Source organism: Vibrio profundi (genome assembly GCF_005281835.1).
GTDB classification, from domain to species: Bacteria; Pseudomonadota; Gammaproteobacteria; order Enterobacterales; family Vibrionaceae; genus Vibrio; species Vibrio profundi.
This window is the reverse complement of record NZ_RZIS01000009.1, coordinates 173,307-188,140: the sequence shown is the minus strand read 5'-3', so window position 1 is coordinate 188,140 and position 14,834 is coordinate 173,307. Positions and strand designations below refer to the sequence as shown.

The 14,834-nt window shown below is 42.1% G+C and carries 15 protein-coding genes; 7 read left to right on the top strand and 8 right to left on the bottom strand.

Going from position 1 to position 14,834, the window contains the following annotated elements:
* The first annotated feature begins 76 nt into the window (after nucleotides 1-76).
* Nucleotides 77-1,024, top strand: coding sequence for a universal stress protein UspE (uspE, locus tag ELZ11_RS19500; protein ID WP_137359050.1), 948 nt, complete (start codon nucleotides 77-79; stop codon nucleotides 1,022-1,024).
* Nucleotides 1,025-1,113: 89 nt separating this feature from the next.
* Here uspE and ttcA read toward each other — a convergent pair whose 3' ends face one another.
* The 4 genes from ttcA to ELZ11_RS19480 form a co-directional block, all read right to left on the bottom strand.
* Nucleotides 1,114-2,007 carry a tRNA 2-thiocytidine(32) synthetase TtcA gene (ttcA, locus tag ELZ11_RS19495; RefSeq protein ID WP_137359049.1) on the bottom strand — a complete coding sequence of 298 codons (894 nt, stop codon included), beginning with the start codon at nucleotides 2,005-2,007 and terminating at the stop codon, nucleotides 1,114-1,116.
* 212 nt (nucleotides 2,008-2,219) lie between these two features.
* Entirely contained in the window at nucleotides 2,220-2,873 is a 654-nt protein-coding gene (locus tag ELZ11_RS19490) for a DUF2987 domain-containing protein (protein ID WP_137359048.1), read from the bottom strand.
* Between the two features lie 19 nt (nucleotides 2,874-2,892).
* Nucleotides 2,893-3,735 (bottom strand): glucosaminidase domain-containing protein, encoded by an 843-nt coding sequence (locus ELZ11_RS19485; protein ID WP_137359047.1) that lies wholly within the window; start codon nucleotides 3,733-3,735, stop codon nucleotides 2,893-2,895.
* Nucleotides 3,728-4,531 (bottom strand): DUF2189 domain-containing protein, encoded by an 804-nt coding sequence (locus tag ELZ11_RS19480; RefSeq protein ID WP_137359046.1) that lies wholly within the window; start codon nucleotides 4,529-4,531, stop codon nucleotides 3,728-3,730. Before ELZ11_RS19480 ends, ELZ11_RS19485 begins: the two co-directional genes overlap by 8 nt.
* A gap of 332 nt (nucleotides 4,532-4,863) precedes the next feature.
* Between ELZ11_RS19480 and potA the strand changes: the two genes are divergently transcribed.
* The 6 genes from potA (at nucleotide 4,864) to ELZ11_RS19450 (ending at nucleotide 10,797) form a co-directional block, all read left to right on the top strand.
* On the top strand, nucleotides 4,864-5,979 hold the full coding sequence (gene potA / locus ELZ11_RS19475) for a spermidine/putrescine ABC transporter ATP-binding protein PotA (protein WP_137359045.1): 1,116 nt from the start codon (nucleotides 4,864-4,866) through the stop codon (nucleotides 5,977-5,979).
* Nucleotides 5,963-6,820, top strand: a complete 858-nt coding sequence (gene potB, locus ELZ11_RS19470; RefSeq protein WP_137359044.1) for a spermidine/putrescine ABC transporter permease PotB — start codon at nucleotides 5,963-5,965, stop codon at nucleotides 6,818-6,820. Before potA ends, potB begins: the two co-directional genes overlap by 17 nt.
* Nucleotides 6,820-7,590, top strand: a complete 771-nt coding sequence (gene potC / locus ELZ11_RS19465) for a spermidine/putrescine ABC transporter permease PotC (protein ID WP_137359043.1) — start codon at nucleotides 6,820-6,822, stop codon at nucleotides 7,588-7,590. The genes potB and potC overlap by 1 nt, the downstream gene beginning before the upstream one ends.
* A gap of 94 nt (nucleotides 7,591-7,684) precedes the next feature.
* Nucleotides 7,685-8,719 carry an extracellular solute-binding protein gene (locus ELZ11_RS19460; protein WP_137359042.1) on the top strand — a complete coding sequence of 345 codons (1,035 nt, stop codon included), beginning with the start codon at nucleotides 7,685-7,687 and terminating at the stop codon, nucleotides 8,717-8,719.
* A 144-nt stretch (nucleotides 8,720-8,863) separates the two neighbouring features.
* Nucleotides 8,864-9,901, top strand: coding sequence for an extracellular solute-binding protein (locus ELZ11_RS19455; protein ID WP_137359041.1), 1,038 nt, complete (start codon nucleotides 8,864-8,866; stop codon nucleotides 9,899-9,901).
* 98 nt (nucleotides 9,902-9,999) lie between these two features.
* Nucleotides 10,000-10,797, top strand: coding sequence for a GGDEF domain-containing protein (locus tag ELZ11_RS19450; RefSeq protein WP_244291686.1), 798 nt, complete (start codon nucleotides 10,000-10,002; stop codon nucleotides 10,795-10,797).
* A 52-nt stretch (nucleotides 10,798-10,849) separates the two neighbouring features.
* Here ELZ11_RS19450 and cobB read toward each other — a convergent pair whose 3' ends face one another.
* The 4 genes from cobB to ELZ11_RS19430 form a co-directional block, all read right to left on the bottom strand.
* Nucleotides 10,850-11,584: a Sir2 family NAD+-dependent deacetylase gene (gene cobB, locus ELZ11_RS19445; RefSeq protein WP_137359040.1), complete on the bottom strand. Its 735-nt coding sequence runs from the start codon at nucleotides 11,582-11,584 to the stop codon at nucleotides 10,850-10,852.
* A 187-nt stretch (nucleotides 11,585-11,771) separates the two neighbouring features.
* The gene (locus ELZ11_RS19440; RefSeq protein ID WP_137359039.1) at nucleotides 11,772-12,992 is read right to left on the bottom strand and encodes an ammonium transporter; all 1,221 of its coding nucleotides are present in this window, start codon (nucleotides 12,990-12,992) and stop codon (nucleotides 11,772-11,774) included.
* A 403-nt stretch (nucleotides 12,993-13,395) separates the two neighbouring features.
* Nucleotides 13,396-13,812: a hypothetical protein gene (locus ELZ11_RS19435; RefSeq protein ID WP_137359038.1), complete on the bottom strand. Its 417-nt coding sequence runs from the start codon at nucleotides 13,810-13,812 to the stop codon at nucleotides 13,396-13,398.
* Entirely contained in the window at nucleotides 13,796-14,827 is a 1,032-nt protein-coding gene (locus ELZ11_RS19430; RefSeq protein WP_137359037.1) for a formate dehydrogenase subunit gamma, read from the bottom strand. Before ELZ11_RS19430 ends, ELZ11_RS19435 begins: the two co-directional genes overlap by 17 nt.
* Between the last annotated feature and the right edge of the window lie 7 nt (nucleotides 14,828-14,834).

Below are 14,834 nucleotides of genomic sequence, written 5' to 3'. Positions count from 1 at the left end.
CTCTTTTATTTCTCTTCTTCTTAAATCATCTAAGCTACATTAACTATATGGTTTCGTTCCTATAGTAGGCTTAGTTATGAGTATTTATAGTAAAATCCTTGTTGTTGCCGATATTAATGATGATGAGCAACCTGCTCTTGCACGTGCTATTCAGCTAGCAAAAAAAAGTGTATCTAAGAGTCGAGTGACTTTCTTTCTGTCTATTTACGATTTTTCCTATGAAATGACTTCCATGCTTTCCATTGATGAACGCGATGCTATGCGGCGCGGTGTGATCGGTCAGCGTGAGCAGTGGATGAAAAAGGTAGCTGAGCCTTATATAGATGATTCTATTGAATTTGAGGTGAAGGTTGTTTGGCATAACCGCCCTTATGAAGCGATCATCGCTGAGGTGTTTGGCTCTGGGCATGATGTTTTGATTAAAGGCACGCGAAAACATGACACGCTTGAATCCGTCATCTTTACTCCAACGGATTGGCATTTACTAAGAAAATGCCCATGCCCTGTTCTGTTGGTTAAGAATGCCTACTGGCCAGAACAAGCTAACATTTTGGCTTCCGTTCATGTAGGCTCAGAAAGTGACACTCATGTCGAACTGAACGACACTATGGTAGAGCGTTTGTTAGAAATCTCTGGTCGCCTCGATGCCAAGCCATTTATCGTTAATGCCTACCCTGTTACGCCTGCCAATATTACGATTGAACTTCCAGAGTTTGACCCAACCTCGTACACTGATGCCGTTCGCGGACACCATTTAACGTCAATGAAAGCGTTAAGACAAAAACATGGTGTAGATGAAGAACAGACTATTGTTGAGCAAGGCTTACCGGAAGATGTGATTCCTGAAGCCGTACAAAAACATAATGCAGCGATGGTTATTTTGGGCACTACTGGACGTACAGGGCTCTCTGCTGTCTTTATTGGGAACACCGCAGAACATGTTATCGATAAGATTAACTGTGATGTGCTAGCACTCAAACCGAAAGGCTATGTTAGCCCGCTCGATCCTAACCATGTGGCGTAGTTCGTTAATCTAGCTTTAACGGTGTCAAGCGTATCCTAAAAAGAAAAAACCAAGCCTTAAGCTTGGTTTTTTTATTCTAAATCTGCGTTTTAAATATTCGTCACATCGATGAACATCGATTCGTCAATATTGGTCGAAGATACTGTTGCTTCAGTAAATTCGTACTCTTCCCTATTACCTTCACGATCAATCGGTAAGTTCACAAAGTCGAATAGCTCTCTATCAGCGAGTTGACTCGGGCTAACGTTTTGAATCGACTTAAAGATCTTTTCTACGCGGCCTGGAGTCTTTTTATCCCAATCGATTAACATTGCTTTGATTGATTGGCGCTGTAAGTTTTCTTGTGAACCACATAGGTTACAAGGAATGATAGGAAACTCTTTGTGCTCTGCGTATTTAATTAAGTCTTCTTCACGGCAGTAAGTCAGCGGGCGAATCACCACGTTACGGCCATCGTCTGAGCGAAGTTTTGGTGGCATTGCTTTTAGGCGAGCGCCATGGAACATGTTTAGGAACATAGTTTCCACAATATCATCCAAGTGGTGGCCCAGAGCGATTTTCGTAGCGCCAATTTTCTCAGCAAACGAATATAAAGTACCGCGTCGTAGGCGTGAGCACAGGCCACATGTTGTTTTACCTTCTGGCACTTTCTCTTTTACTACTGAATATGTGTCTTTGTCTACGATGTAGTAAGGAATATTCAGAGTTTCAAAGTAATCTGGAAGGATATGCTCTGGGAAGCCTGGTTGCTTCTGGTCTAGGTTTACTGCTACTACATCGAAATTGATTGGCGCAGCTTGCTTAAGCTTAAGTAGAATATCTAGCATCGCAAATGAGTCTTTACCACCACTGATACATGCCATTACTACATCATTTTCTTCGATCATGTTGTAATCGATAATAGCATTGCCAACATTTCTCCTAAGACGCTTCTGGAGTTTGTTGAATTCAAGTGTTTCTTTTCTTGTATCTTTTTGATTCATTGCGACTTCTCATACTGTCGAAAATAACGACGGTTGATTCCTAGATGGATTCTTTATAGGGCGCGGATTATACGGTTTTTTGAATGGTGTGGGAACCTTCTGCTGACATAAAGATTGGTAATTACTTGATATAGGGCAACACTGCAGTGTGTTGGTTGTTACTTACAAAAATGGGTAGCAAATGCTACCCATTAAAATAAAACTCAAGTTATTTATTGCGGAGAGATGTAAGGTAAAACTCGTTGTGTCGGCTCTGGTAGAACCATAGAGCCTCCTTGCCCAATTTCAGCTAATGTTAGCTGCGCTTTGCCTTGTTCAATCGGTACAACTTTGCCATTTGATAATTCAATTTGACCATTCAGTCGATTAGCAAATTCTAGCGTTACACCGGTAATGTCGGGGGTAAACCAGCTTGAAAACATACCACTTAGATCTTCAAGCATTGCTTGCATTTGTGGTAGCAAGGTTTCTACTTGCTCGTATGTCACCGTACCCTCTAGATTGTTTTTCGTCATTACTACCAGCGAGTAGTCACATTGGCCTTCTGCTTGAGTTTGGACGAATACTAGTGGATTCGCTGAGCGAAGGTTGTTATCCACTGGCAGAGGCAGTTCATTGTTGTCTGGAATCACGAACTCTTCATAATGCTCTTCTTTTTCCATCCATGCTTTTTCGATGGTACAGATCTGTTTAGTCTCAGCATTAACGAAAAACACGCCGACTTTCACGTCATCGTGCCCTTCTTTCGCGTTGTTCTTTAATTGGGTGTAAAGCTTTGAATAGGTGAACATATATTCCTGAGCCGCGACAGGCAAGGCACAGGTAAATCCAAGCATAGTAAGTAATGCTAGCGTTGTTTTTTTCATTATTAGATTTCTATTTAAATTATTGGACCCAGAAAGACGAATTATGTCTGATCATTGCTTGAAGATCAGTGACATAATCTACACCTCTTTCTGAATATTTTAATAAGCCGTTGCTCAATTTAGTTGCCGTTTCAGGAGTCGTTAAATCTACGTTGTTCGCCATTAACTCTGAGCGGATGTTACGTAAATCAACATAAGCGCGGTTGCGGTTAACGTTCATGAAGTACCGGTGGACCGATTCTTGACTGGACTTAAACTTCGCGACTTCGTGCGTGCTTCCTTCATTTCGTTGTAAAGGAACCAGTCCACAGCCTTTGGTATAGCACCAGTGGCCGAAGAAGTTACTGGCTTCTGTTGCAAACCGAGATGTGCCCCAAGCTGATTCGTTAGCAGCTTGTGTTAATACGAGTGCTTCAGGAAGTATATTGACTCGAGCAAGCATTTCTTGAATCCACTCAGAATCAATCTTGTTTTGAGGTAGCGGTAAACTGTATAGCTTTCCTAATCGTTTAGCATAGAGCGTTTGCTCCGATGTCCAAGCTTCTTCAGTTTCTAGCAAGCGATTTAGGAATGCCCTTTCTTTCAATATGCGGTTGTTTTCGATAGTAATACTAGGGCGCAAATAGTCGAAGAACGCTTGCTTTTTCTGTTTTGTATCTTTAATCGCGGAGAAATCTGGAGTGCTGGTTGGCAGTTTTGGTGGCGTTGACGTAACTTGCTCAGAAGCCGTTTCAGTTTCTACTTGTTTCTTTTGGCGCCTTTCTTCAGATTCATAGAGGTATGGTCCGACGGCTGAAAGTGCACCAAAGGCGGAGATCGCGAGAATGCGAGCTCCTGCCTTAGTTAGATCATTTTTAGGCATTAAACACCTGCGGGTTTTTATCTTCGTCATCGTCGTCTTTTGGTCGTTCTGAAGCAACAATTTGCAATTTAATACCAAACATCTCGCGATAAAGAATACCTTTTACGTGGAAGAAGAAAGGTAAAACGAAAATTAGACCAATCCCATACATCATTGCAGCAACAATAAACATCAGCATCACAGCTAAATATACTGTTGCGACAACAAAAATTTTCTTGTTTACCGCTCGTAGCGAAAGAAGTAACGACTGCATTGGTGGAACACGTTTTTCACAAATCAAAAGAATTGAATGACTGAACGCCAGAGAAAAGTACATAGACAAGAATGGTAATAGCATTCCTGATAGCCCTTGCAGCATTAAGCTGAACATCGTGGCCATAATTACAGGGACGGTAAACTGCAGACCTTTACCGATGTGGCGGATCTTTGTTTTAAGTCCTGCCGCATGGCTCATTGCCATTAGGCTGATGCCGGCATAAATAGGAGCACTCACCACTTCATAGCTGAAGTTGGCAATAAAGATAGACTCGACGATATGAGGCCCAAATAATTCAGGATCCTTAAATGCCTCTAGAATGATGCCAGGGTCGCCAAGTTGCAGTTGTAACGCAATATAGAAAATGGCGAGTTGAACGAACAGTAACGCGATGATTGCTGGCGAAAAAGATAAGAAATTGCTAACAGTATGCTTCCAAGCTTCTTGAAATACAGCCGTTGCTTTTAGCTCATAATCGCCAGACAAAGCGCGCTCAATGTTTCCGCCCAAATTGAAATCTTTTTCAATATCGTTATTCATATTACTTCCTAGGTTTGCTTACTAATTAGAAGCCACCTAACTTGTTGATAAAAATTTGGCTTCATTATACGCATATGTCGTATCCAAACTAAAATCTGATTCTGTAACAAGCCTTGCTTTATCGTCTTTTTGATTGATAATTAACCACTTAACAAGCTAGCAAACCCGTTAATTACAGTATGGTAAGGAATGTTTACTTTTACCTGTAAAATTTTTTATCTTTCAACAAGAAAAAATGCTTTGATTTCACACTTTTGGTGATTATGATGCGCGCCTCAAAAGTGTATAGCAACCGGTCGAACTATTAGGACCAAGGTGGAGAAAAACAGACATTGAACGCTAATCAATCAGTAGGAAAACCAGTTGTCGAGCTAACTGGTATTAGTAAAAGTTTCGATGGTAAGGAAGTCATCGGCAATCTTGATTTAAATGTAAATCACGGTGAGTTTCTCACTATATTAGGCCCTTCTGGTTGCGGTAAAACCACGGTGCTTAGAATGATTGCAGGTTTTGAAACCGCAGATAGTGGTGAAATACTATTGGCAGATCAAAACGTAACCCAAACTCCTGCTGAACATAGGCACGTCAATACTGTATTCCAAAGCTATGCGCTCTTCCCGCATATGACCGTATTTGAAAACGTTGCTTTTGGTCTAAAAATGCAAAAGGTACCAAGTAATGAAATAGAGCCTCGAGTAATTGAAGCTCTTAAAATGGTTCGCCTTGAACAAATGGCCCAACGTAAGCCGCACCAATTATCAGGTGGACAGCAGCAACGTATTGCTATTGCTCGTGCAGTAGTTAACAAACCAAAAGTCTTGTTACTTGATGAATCGCTTTCAGCACTTGATTACAAACTTCGTAAGCAGATGCAGATTGAGCTAAAACAGCTGCAGAGACAACTTGGTATTACTTTCATCTTCGTTACTCACGATCAAGAAGAAGCCTTGTCGATGTCTGACCGCATTATCGTTATGCGCGATGGTGTTATTGAGCAAGACGGAACGCCGAAAGAGATCTATGAAGAACCTAAAAATCTTTTTGTTGCGCGCTTTATCGGCGAGATAAACGTCTTTGATGCCACTGTTAAGTCACGCATTGATGACAAAAAGATTTCGGCAACAATCGAAGGTATCGAAAGTGTCGTTTATCACGATCAAGATATTTTCGAAGGTGAAAAGCTTCAAGTGTTACTTCGCCCAGAAGATCTACGTATTGAAGAAATTAAAGAATCAGAACAACGCGGCATTGTCGGTCACGTTGTCGAGCGTACCTATAAAGGTATGACTTTGGATTCGGTTGTCGAGTTAGAGTCAGGTATGCGTGTAATGGTCAGCGAGTTCTTTAATGAAGACGATCCAGATGTGGATCACTCATTAGGTCAAAAAGTCGCGATTACATGGGTAGAAAGCTGGGAAGTGGTGTTGAAAGATGAGCAAAGCATTTAATCTGCAAAAAGCCATCATCACGTTAATTGTCGGATGGCTAGCACTCTTCGTGTTAATCCCTAACGCGATGATTATTGGCACAAGCTTCCTAACTCGTGATGAAGCCAATCTTATCGAGATGACATTTACTCTCGATAACTACATTCGCCTTGCGGATCCACTGTACATAAAAGTGCTTTGGCATTCTTTTTACATGGCGATCGTTGCGACGTTACTGTGTTTAGTGATTGGTTACCCATTTGCCTACATCATTGCCAAAATGCCTGAAAAATGGCGTCCAATTATGCTGTTTTTGGTGATCGTTCCATTTTGGACGAACTCTTTGATTCGCACTTATGGTTTGAAGATCGTACTAGGTACACAAGGCGTTTTAAATAAAAGCTTATTGGCGCTGGATATTATCGATAAGCCTTTACGCATCATGTACAGCGAAACAGCAGTGATGATTGGTTTAGTGTATATCCTTCTACCGTTCATGATTTTGCCTTTGTATTCGGCTATAGAAAAATTGGACGATACGTATCTAGAAGCAGCTAAAGATTTAGGTGCTAACAAGTTGCAAACACTGATTAAAGTGGTATTGCCTTTAACTATGCCGGGTATCATTGGGGGCTGTTTATTAGTGCTGTTACCGGCGCTTGGTATGTTCTACATCGCTGATCTATTAGGTGGAGCGAAGAACTTACTGATTGGTAACGTGATTAAGAGCCAAGTGCTTAACGCCAGAGATTGGCCTTTTGGCGCGGCAACGAGCATAGCGCTTACTATGGCAATGGCGATCATGCTTTACGCCTACTACCGAGCTGGAAAGCTGATGAATAGAAAAGTGGAGCTAGACTAATGGGCCGTACAGTTAAAATTAGCTTCATGGCTTTAGTTTACGCGTTTTTGTACTTGCCAATTATTGTCTTGATAGCGAACTCTTTTAACTCCAACAAGTTTGGAATGAAATGGGGTGGCTTTACCACTAAGTGGTATGATGCGCTCATTAATAACGATAGCTTGATGCAAGCGGCGTGGCATTCACTGAACGTTGCGATATTTTCCGCGACAGCTGCTACCTTAATTGGCAGCCTGACTGCAGTGGCTTTATTTCGCTACAAATTCAAAGGCAAAGGCGCAGTTAACACCATGCTGTTCATCGTAATGATGTCGCCAGATATTGTAATGGCCATTTCGTTACTTGCCCTATTCTTAGTCATGGGTGTACAGCTTGGCTTCTTCACGTTATTGGTCGCGCATATTACGTTTTGCTTACCGTTTGTTGTGGTAACCGTATACAGCCGACTCAACGGTTTTGATGTGAAGATGTTAGAAGCGGCCAAAGATTTAGGTGCAAGCGAGTGGACGATTTTGAAACAGATCATCCTTCCACTAGCAAAGCCTGCGGTCGCAGCTGGCTGGCTATTGAGTTTTACCTTGTCGCTCGATGACGTAATTATTAGCTCATTTGTTACTGGGCCAACATACGAAATTCTACCGTTAAAGATTTATTCGATGGTTAAAGTCGGTATTTCCCCAGAGGTAAACGCGCTCGCAACTGTCATGCTTGTGGTTTCTTTGGTACTTGTTGTCACTTCGCAGTTGTTAGCAAGAGACAAAATAAAGTAGACTTCGCATCGAATTACATAAACAGAATGGAATGTTCCATTCTGTTTTTCTATCTACTGCCTTTATGGCAACGTTTAGTTTGGAGCTAACGTCAATGAAAAAATGGGCTACTTTATTAGCTGGTAGTGCATGTGCGCTTTCAATGTTTTCAGGAGCAGTGTCAGCGGACGAGAATAATGAACTCGTATTTATGAACTGGGGGCCGTACATCAATAGTTCGCTTCTAGAGCAGTTTACGGATGAAACCGGTATCAAGGTTATCTATTCGACTTACGAGTCGAACGAAACTTTATACGCGAAGCTAAAAACTCATAACAAGGGCTACGACTTAGTGGTGCCATCGACGTATTTTGTCTCGAAGATGCGCGATGAAGGCATGCTACAAAAAATCGATAAGACTAAGCTAAGCAACTTCAATAATCTTGATGAAAATTACTTAGATAAGGCTTACGACCCAAGTAATGACTACTCTATCCCTCACGTTGTTGCGATTACTGGGCTAGCGGTAAATACCGACATGTATGACCCAGAAGACTTTCAGAGCTGGGCCGATTTGTGGAAGCCTGAACTAGAAGGCCAACTAATGATGATGGATGACACTCGTGAGGTGTTCCACATCGCATTACGTAAGTTAGGCTATTCGGGCAACACAACAGATGAGAAGCAGATCGACGAAGCATATGCCGAGTTACAAAAACTAATGCCAAACGTACTTGTTTTCAATTCTGACAACCCAGGTGCACCATATATGTCTGGCGAGGTGGGTCTCGGCATGTTGTGGAATGGTTCTGCTGCTGCAGCTCAAAACGAAGGTTTACCGATTAAACTGGTTTTCCCTAAAGAAGGCGGAATTGGCTGGGTAGATAACTTTGCGATTAGCTCTGGTGCCAAAAATGTAGAAGCAGCACATAAGATGATTGATTTCTTACTTCGCCCTGAAATTGCAGAGCAAATTTCTCGCGATACTGGTTATCTAACTGCTGTTAAAGCTTCTAACGAAAAATTCAAGGACAGCCCTGCTCTGTTCCCTTCGCAAGAAGATTTAGATCGCGTTGAGTGGCAATCAGCTGTCGGTGATAAAACAGTTAAGTACGAAGAGTACTTTATGAAATTGAAAGCTGGCCAATAAGTACAGCAATCTTTTTGACTTGATAGGCAGCTAAGGCTGCCTATTTTATTTATCTGCTGATATAATCCGGACCAAATTTTTATAAATCAGTTTTACTTTGGGTTCGCTACCCAGCTTCAAACCAAACAAATGAACGGAACAGTAATGAAAAAAGCACTGTATACCGGCGCATTGTGTGCTGCTACTTTAATCTCAACTCCCTCTTTCGCAGCTGACCAAGAATTGTATTTTTACAATTGGTCTGAATACATTCCTAACGAAGTTCTTGAAGATTTCTCTAAAGAAACTGGCATTAAGGTTATCTATTCGACGTACGAATCCAACGAAAGCATGTACGCCAAGCTTAAAACTCAGGGTTCAGGTTACGATCTAGTGGTTCCTTCTACGTATTTTGTTTCTAAAATGCGTAAAGAAGGGATGCTACAAAAACTAGATAAAGAGAAGCTTAGCCACTTTGAAGATCTTGATCCTAATTACCTAGATAAGGCTTTCGATCCAAGCAACAGCTATTCGATTCCTTACATTTGGGGTGCAACAGGTATTGGTATCAATTCTGACATGCTAGATAGCTCATCAGTATCTTCATGGGATGACCTGTGGGATACACAATGGGAAGGCCAGCTAATGATGATGGATGACTCACGTGAAGTTTTTCACATTGCACTGAGCAAGCTAGGTTACTCGCCTAACACGACTAACCCTGACGAAATCAAAGCCGCTTACGAAGAGTTGAAAAAGCTAATGCCAAACGTGTTGGTATTTAACTCTGACTTCCCAGCTAACCCTTATTTAGCGGGCGAAGTGTCTCTTGGCATGCTGTGGAATGGCTCAGCTTACATGGCTCGTCAAGAAGGCGCGACAATCGATATCATTTGGCCTGAAAAAGGCACTATCTTCTGGATGGATAGCTTAGCGATCCCTTCAGGCGCTAAAAACGTAGACGCAGCACATAAGATGATTGATTTCTTATTGCGTCCTGAAAATGCGGCTAAGATTGCTCTAGAGATTGGTTACCCAACGCCAGTTAAGTCGGCATACCCTCTACTTCCTGAAGAATTTGCAAACGACAAAAACATCTTCCCACCTCAATCAGTAATGGATAGCGGTGTTTGGCAAGATGAAGTAGGTGAAGCGAGCGTCATTTATGACGAGTACTTCCAAAAACTTAAAGTAAACAACTGATTTACTTTTGATTGATGAATAAAGCGGCGCATGCCGCTTTATTTTTATCTACACTTTATATAGGCTTCCTTTTAAACAATATTTGGTACGCTATATAGATGTCCCACACTCACCCGCTGCTCATCATCGTGACATTCATGCTCCTTGCATCTTTCATAATGCTTGGGGTAAGCACCATTACCGATATAGATTCGAACTACGACCTTTTCTTTGAAACTAACACGTTAGTGATCGTCTTATACATTTGTACAGTGGCAAAGAAATCTATCGGCCGTAATAAGAAATTGAAGTACGGAGCATGGCTGCTTCTCTTCAATAAAACTTATGACGTCATCACCGAGATAGCCTACTTAGATAGAGTTGCCGACCAATACGAGTTCATCGACACCTTCTTAGAAGATGGTTTACTACAGATCTCTTTCCTACTTATCGCTTTCGGCCTAACGGAAATTACGCTCAAACTTAGAGAGCAGAACTCTATCGACGAGCTTACAGGCTTATACAACCGCAAGAAGCTCACTGATATTAAGTTAAAATCTTTTGATCTGATCTACTTTGATTTGAACGGCCTAAAACTCGTGAATGATCGTAAAGGCCATAGTGTTGGCGACTTAATGTTAGTTCGTTTTTCACAAGTTTTGGCTCAGTGTACCGTTGGAAATGAAATGGCATTTCGAGTCGGTGGCGATGAGTTTGTGATTACGGCTAATGAAGGGCGAGCTGAAGAACTAATAGCTCAGGTGAAAAATTTACTCGATGGCGAGCAAATCTCTTTTTCTTACGGAGTCGAACATACGTCGCGTGAAAATTTCCATCAGGCATTAGATAAGTCTGACAAAGCAATGTATGAAATGAAGAAATCGATGAAGACTGACAATCATCACAGCACCTCTTGATTTCCAGCTTTAAAAACAAAAAGACACCAATTCGGTGTCTTTTTAATTTGAGTTAAGCGCTTTTTGATTCCGTTTCCACGCCTAGGATTTCATTAACCAATCTAGGCACTTCTATGCTGGCTTTACCATAACGCTTTTCTTCGAATTCACTTTCTACCGCACTCGGTTCTAAGTTAATTTCAATAGTATGAGCGCCATGCATTTTGGCATCATGAACAAACCCAGCAGCCGGATACACTACGCCAGATGTACCGATAGATACAAACAGGTCCGCTTCTTCAAGAGATGAATAGATATCCCCCATCCTCAGCGGCATTTCTCCAAACCAGACAATATGTGGGCGCATTTGCGCCGGAATTTGGCAGCAATGGCATAGCTCGCCTGTTTCGATTTTACCTTTATGCTCTATAACCTGATTTGACTCGCTGCAACGCGCTTTGAGCAATTCACCATGCATGTGGATAATGTTGTTACTCCCACCGCGTTCATGCAAGTTATCGATATTCTGTGTAATGATGGTGACTTTTCCATCGATCTTAGCCTCGAGTTCTCCTAACGCTTTATGTGCTGCATTCGGGAGTATGCTTTCTTGCTGAAGCTTTTCTCTGCGTTGGTTATAAAACTCCTGCACTAAATCAGGGTTTCTCTCGAAGCCTTCAGGTGTCGCAACATCTTCAATTTTATGGTTTTCCCATAAACCATCCTGAGCGCGGAATGTTTGAATCCCTGACTCAGCGGAAATCCCTGCTCCGGTTAAAATGACAATATTTCTATATGGGAAGTTCATACAACATCCTTATCTAACTAGCCTAGAAATAAGCTTAGCATTGTTGAAATACCAACAATAGCGTTAGGGCTTAGACTATAGTCGTAACTTTATGGAATCATTAAAGATATGTGATTTAAAGCGTTTAAGAGAGTGCATGGAAAAGAAAAAGGCGACATCAGCCGCCTCGATAATGTTTGAAACGAGGTTAATCTTCGTTGATTGAAGAAATCTTATGGATTGCTAAATCCGCACCATTGAACTCATCTTCTTCACTTAGACGTAACCCTGTTAATTTGTCTAAGATTCCGTATACCAACAGAGCGCCAGCTAAAGCAACGACAATACCTGCAATAGTTCCTAAAACTTGAACAGTTAAGCTAACGCCACCTAGCCCGCCAAGTGCTTGTTGGCCGAAGATACCTGCGGCGATTCCACCCCAAGCGCCACAGACGCCGTGAAGTGGCCAAACACCAAGTACGTCATCAATTTTGGTTTTGTTCTGCATGTAGGTAAACAGATAAACAAATAACGCGCCAGCTACTCCACCTGTGATGAGAGCGCCAATTGGATGCATGAGGTCCGATCCTGCACATATTGCAACTAGGCCAGCTAACGGTCCATTGTGAATAAACCCTGGGTCATTCTTACCCGCAATGAGAGCTGCCAAGATCCCGCCTATCATCGCAAGTAAAGAGTTCATCGCCACTAGGCCGCTGATCCCGTTTACCGCTTGCGCGGACATTACATTAAAACCAAACCAACCGACACAAAGGATCCACGCGCCAAGGGCTAAGAATGGTATGTTGGAAGGCGCAAAGTTAGTGTGCTTGCCCGCGCGAACACGGCCTTTACGCATCCCAAGGAAATATACGGCAACTAATGCTATCCAGCCACCCACTCCATGTACGACAACTGAGCCCGCGAAATCGTGGAAGCCATAGCCAAAGTTAGTTTCAAACCAATCTTGTAAGCCAAAGTTACCATTCCAAATCATGCCTTCAAATAGTGGGTAAACGAGCCCTACGGTAAAGAATGTTGCGATGAGAATAGGATAAAAACGCGCTCGCTCTGCAATTCCCCCCGAAACGATGGCTGGAATTGCAGCGGCAAAAGTTAGCAGGAAGAAGAACTTCACTAACTCATAGCCATTAGCCTGAGACAAAGTTTCAGCATCTGCGAAAAAATGTCCGCCATAAGCGATCCAATAACCTATGAAGAAGTACGCGATGCCAGACACACCAAAATCGGCAAGGATTTTGACTAACGCATTCACTTGGTTTTTCTTACGAACTGTCCCTACTTCTAGAAAGGCAAAACCTGCGTGCATCAAAAATACCATGATGGCGCCAAGTAATAAAAATAGAGTATCTGAACTTTGGGTTAGGCTTTGTACAGCGCTATGAACTTGAGTAACCGTTTCACTCATTTTATTGCAGTCTCCGTTGCGAATTGGTCGTTATGCACTTTCACTGTGCTTATGTAATTAGTTGAACCAATTTAGTGAGTTGATAATTCTGTTACCTGACAGAGCAAGTACCGTTCCAATAAAAAGGGATCATCAATCAGCGATATGTAAATTATAAGTTTTTGTTTTTAAATGGATTTTATTGGGGTTGATATACTATTTAGGAAAGGGAGCTTGATACAGCGCACCATATTGAAGCTATGTGCACCATCGCGATGCACGATCTGGTGAATTGGTTTGCACGTTTATTGAGCGTTGATGGGTATTGGTTATTAAAATATAAGCATATGCACCAAAGAAGAAAGCCCCGTCTATGTTCGCAACATGACGGGGCTTAGTCTTAATAGGTTAAAACAGCATTACTCTACAAGTTCGGGCCTTTAGAAGGTTGATGCGGTTGGTTGGCTTTCAACTGATTCATTCCTTGAACCATACGTACAAACCAAATCGCGATGGCAATCAAAGCAAATAGCATCCCGACGTAAGGAATAAAGTAAGCAATACTGTCAATCAAAGAGCTCTTGTACCAATAGTCGTTAACTCCGATTAGTAATCCGTTTGAAGTCGCTACCGTTACAATGAGGACCACAAAGAAGGTTAAGTATAAGAAGAAGCTACGAATTAACCCATAGTAATGGGAATTCACTACTTCGCTATCTTCGTTTTTATCTAGACGGTAACCCGCGTAAACAATCGCGATAACTCCGGAAATCAGACAAGTGAAAGGAGTTAATAGACTCGCGATGTACGCAAACCAAATACCATTATGATGTTTGTTCATTTACTTCACTTCCTTTGGTTACCTGCGCTTGTTGTTCATTAGCTTTCACTTCTTCATACCAAAGGTCGTGGTGTTCTTTAGCCCAAGTTTCGTCTACTTCACCGGTTACCATGCCTTCTAGCGCACCTTCCATACCGAACAAGCCGATATAAATGTGGAAGACAAAGCCACAGATTAAAATAAGCGCCGCTAACATGTGTACTAAGTTTGAAAGTTCCATATCACGTCGTGTTTGACCAAAAATTGGGAAATCCAAAACTAGCCCACTTAATGCCACCACAGAACCCACTACGATTAGTAACCAAAACAGCGCTTTTTCACCGGCATTAGAAAACTCTGCCGATGGATGAGAACCTTTATGTTTCCCAACCATGCCACCGAGTTTCATAAACCAAACAAGATCGACTTTTTTGAATATCGATTTACGCCACCACTTGACGAGAACGCACATCAAAAGTACATAGAAAATTGGACCTATGTAGTTGTGATATTGCTTCGCAAGCAGAATGATGAAGCCCCACAAATCAGTTGGGATATACGGTTTAAGGAAGTGTTTACCATAAACCAGCATCAAACCACTGAACGCTAGCGTAAGAAACGTAAACGCCATACTCCAGTGTAGAGCTCGATCTAGGCGCGACCAACGCTTGATTTTACGCCCAGTTCTCGGCGCGCTTAGCATCAAGGGACCGATCACAATGTACATCAAGGTAACAAAAGCGATACTACCGAAAATAGCGACCGAACCTGCTGGCGACATCCACTTCTCTTTTAGAATGTACCAAGTTTGTCCTGGTGTACTGATCAGCACTCCATGTTCAGGAAACTGAGAAGTGGTATAACCTTCTTCCCCTGCCCTTACTTGTTGCCAAAACTCTGTGCCTGCTAATTGAGTAATTTCTCGTTCAGCAGTGTTTGCCTTAGTCTCAGATGCATGACTCATGGGAGCTAGCATAGTGAGTGCCGCCAATAGAGGCAGCACTACAACTGAGAGACGTTTAAACAGTGAAAGCATACGTCTC

Excerpts from the sequence above, each read along its gene's own strand:
- uspE (WP_137359050.1), top strand. The coding sequence starts at position 77 with ATGAGTATTTATAGTAAAATCCTTGTTGTTGCCGATATTAATGATGAT.
- ttcA (WP_137359049.1), bottom strand. The coding sequence starts at position 2,007 with ATGAATCAAAAAGATACAAGAAAAGAAACACTTGAATTCAACAAACTC.
- ELZ11_RS19490 (WP_137359048.1), bottom strand. The coding sequence starts at position 2,873 with ATGAAAAAAACAACGCTAGCATTACTTACTATGCTTGGATTTACCTGT.
- ELZ11_RS19485 (WP_137359047.1), bottom strand. The coding sequence starts at position 3,735 with ATGCCTAAAAATGATCTAACTAAGGCAGGAGCTCGCATTCTCGCGATC.
- ELZ11_RS19480 (WP_137359046.1), bottom strand. The coding sequence starts at position 4,531 with ATGAATAACGATATTGAAAAAGATTTCAATTTGGGCGGAAACATTGAG.
- potB (WP_137359044.1), top strand. The coding sequence starts at position 5,963 with ATGAGCAAAGCATTTAATCTGCAAAAAGCCATCATCACGTTAATTGTC.
- potC (WP_137359043.1), top strand. The coding sequence starts at position 6,820 with ATGGGCCGTACAGTTAAAATTAGCTTCATGGCTTTAGTTTACGCGTTT.
- ELZ11_RS19460 (WP_137359042.1), top strand. The coding sequence starts at position 7,685 with ATGAAAAAATGGGCTACTTTATTAGCTGGTAGTGCATGTGCGCTTTCA.
- ELZ11_RS19455 (WP_137359041.1), top strand. The coding sequence starts at position 8,864 with ATGAAAAAAGCACTGTATACCGGCGCATTGTGTGCTGCTACTTTAATC.
- ELZ11_RS19450 (WP_244291686.1), top strand. The coding sequence starts at position 10,000 with ATGTCCCACACTCACCCGCTGCTCATCATCGTGACATTCATGCTCCTT.
- cobB (WP_137359040.1), bottom strand. The coding sequence starts at position 11,584 with ATGAACTTCCCATATAGAAATATTGTCATTTTAACCGGAGCAGGGATT.
- ELZ11_RS19440 (WP_137359039.1), bottom strand. The coding sequence starts at position 12,992 with ATGAGTGAAACGGTTACTCAAGTTCATAGCGCTGTACAAAGCCTAACC.
- ELZ11_RS19435 (WP_137359038.1), bottom strand. The coding sequence starts at position 13,812 with ATGAACAAACATCATAATGGTATTTGGTTTGCGTACATCGCGAGTCTA.
- ELZ11_RS19430 (WP_137359037.1), bottom strand. The coding sequence starts at position 14,827 with ATGCTTTCACTGTTTAAACGTCTCTCAGTTGTAGTGCTGCCTCTATTG.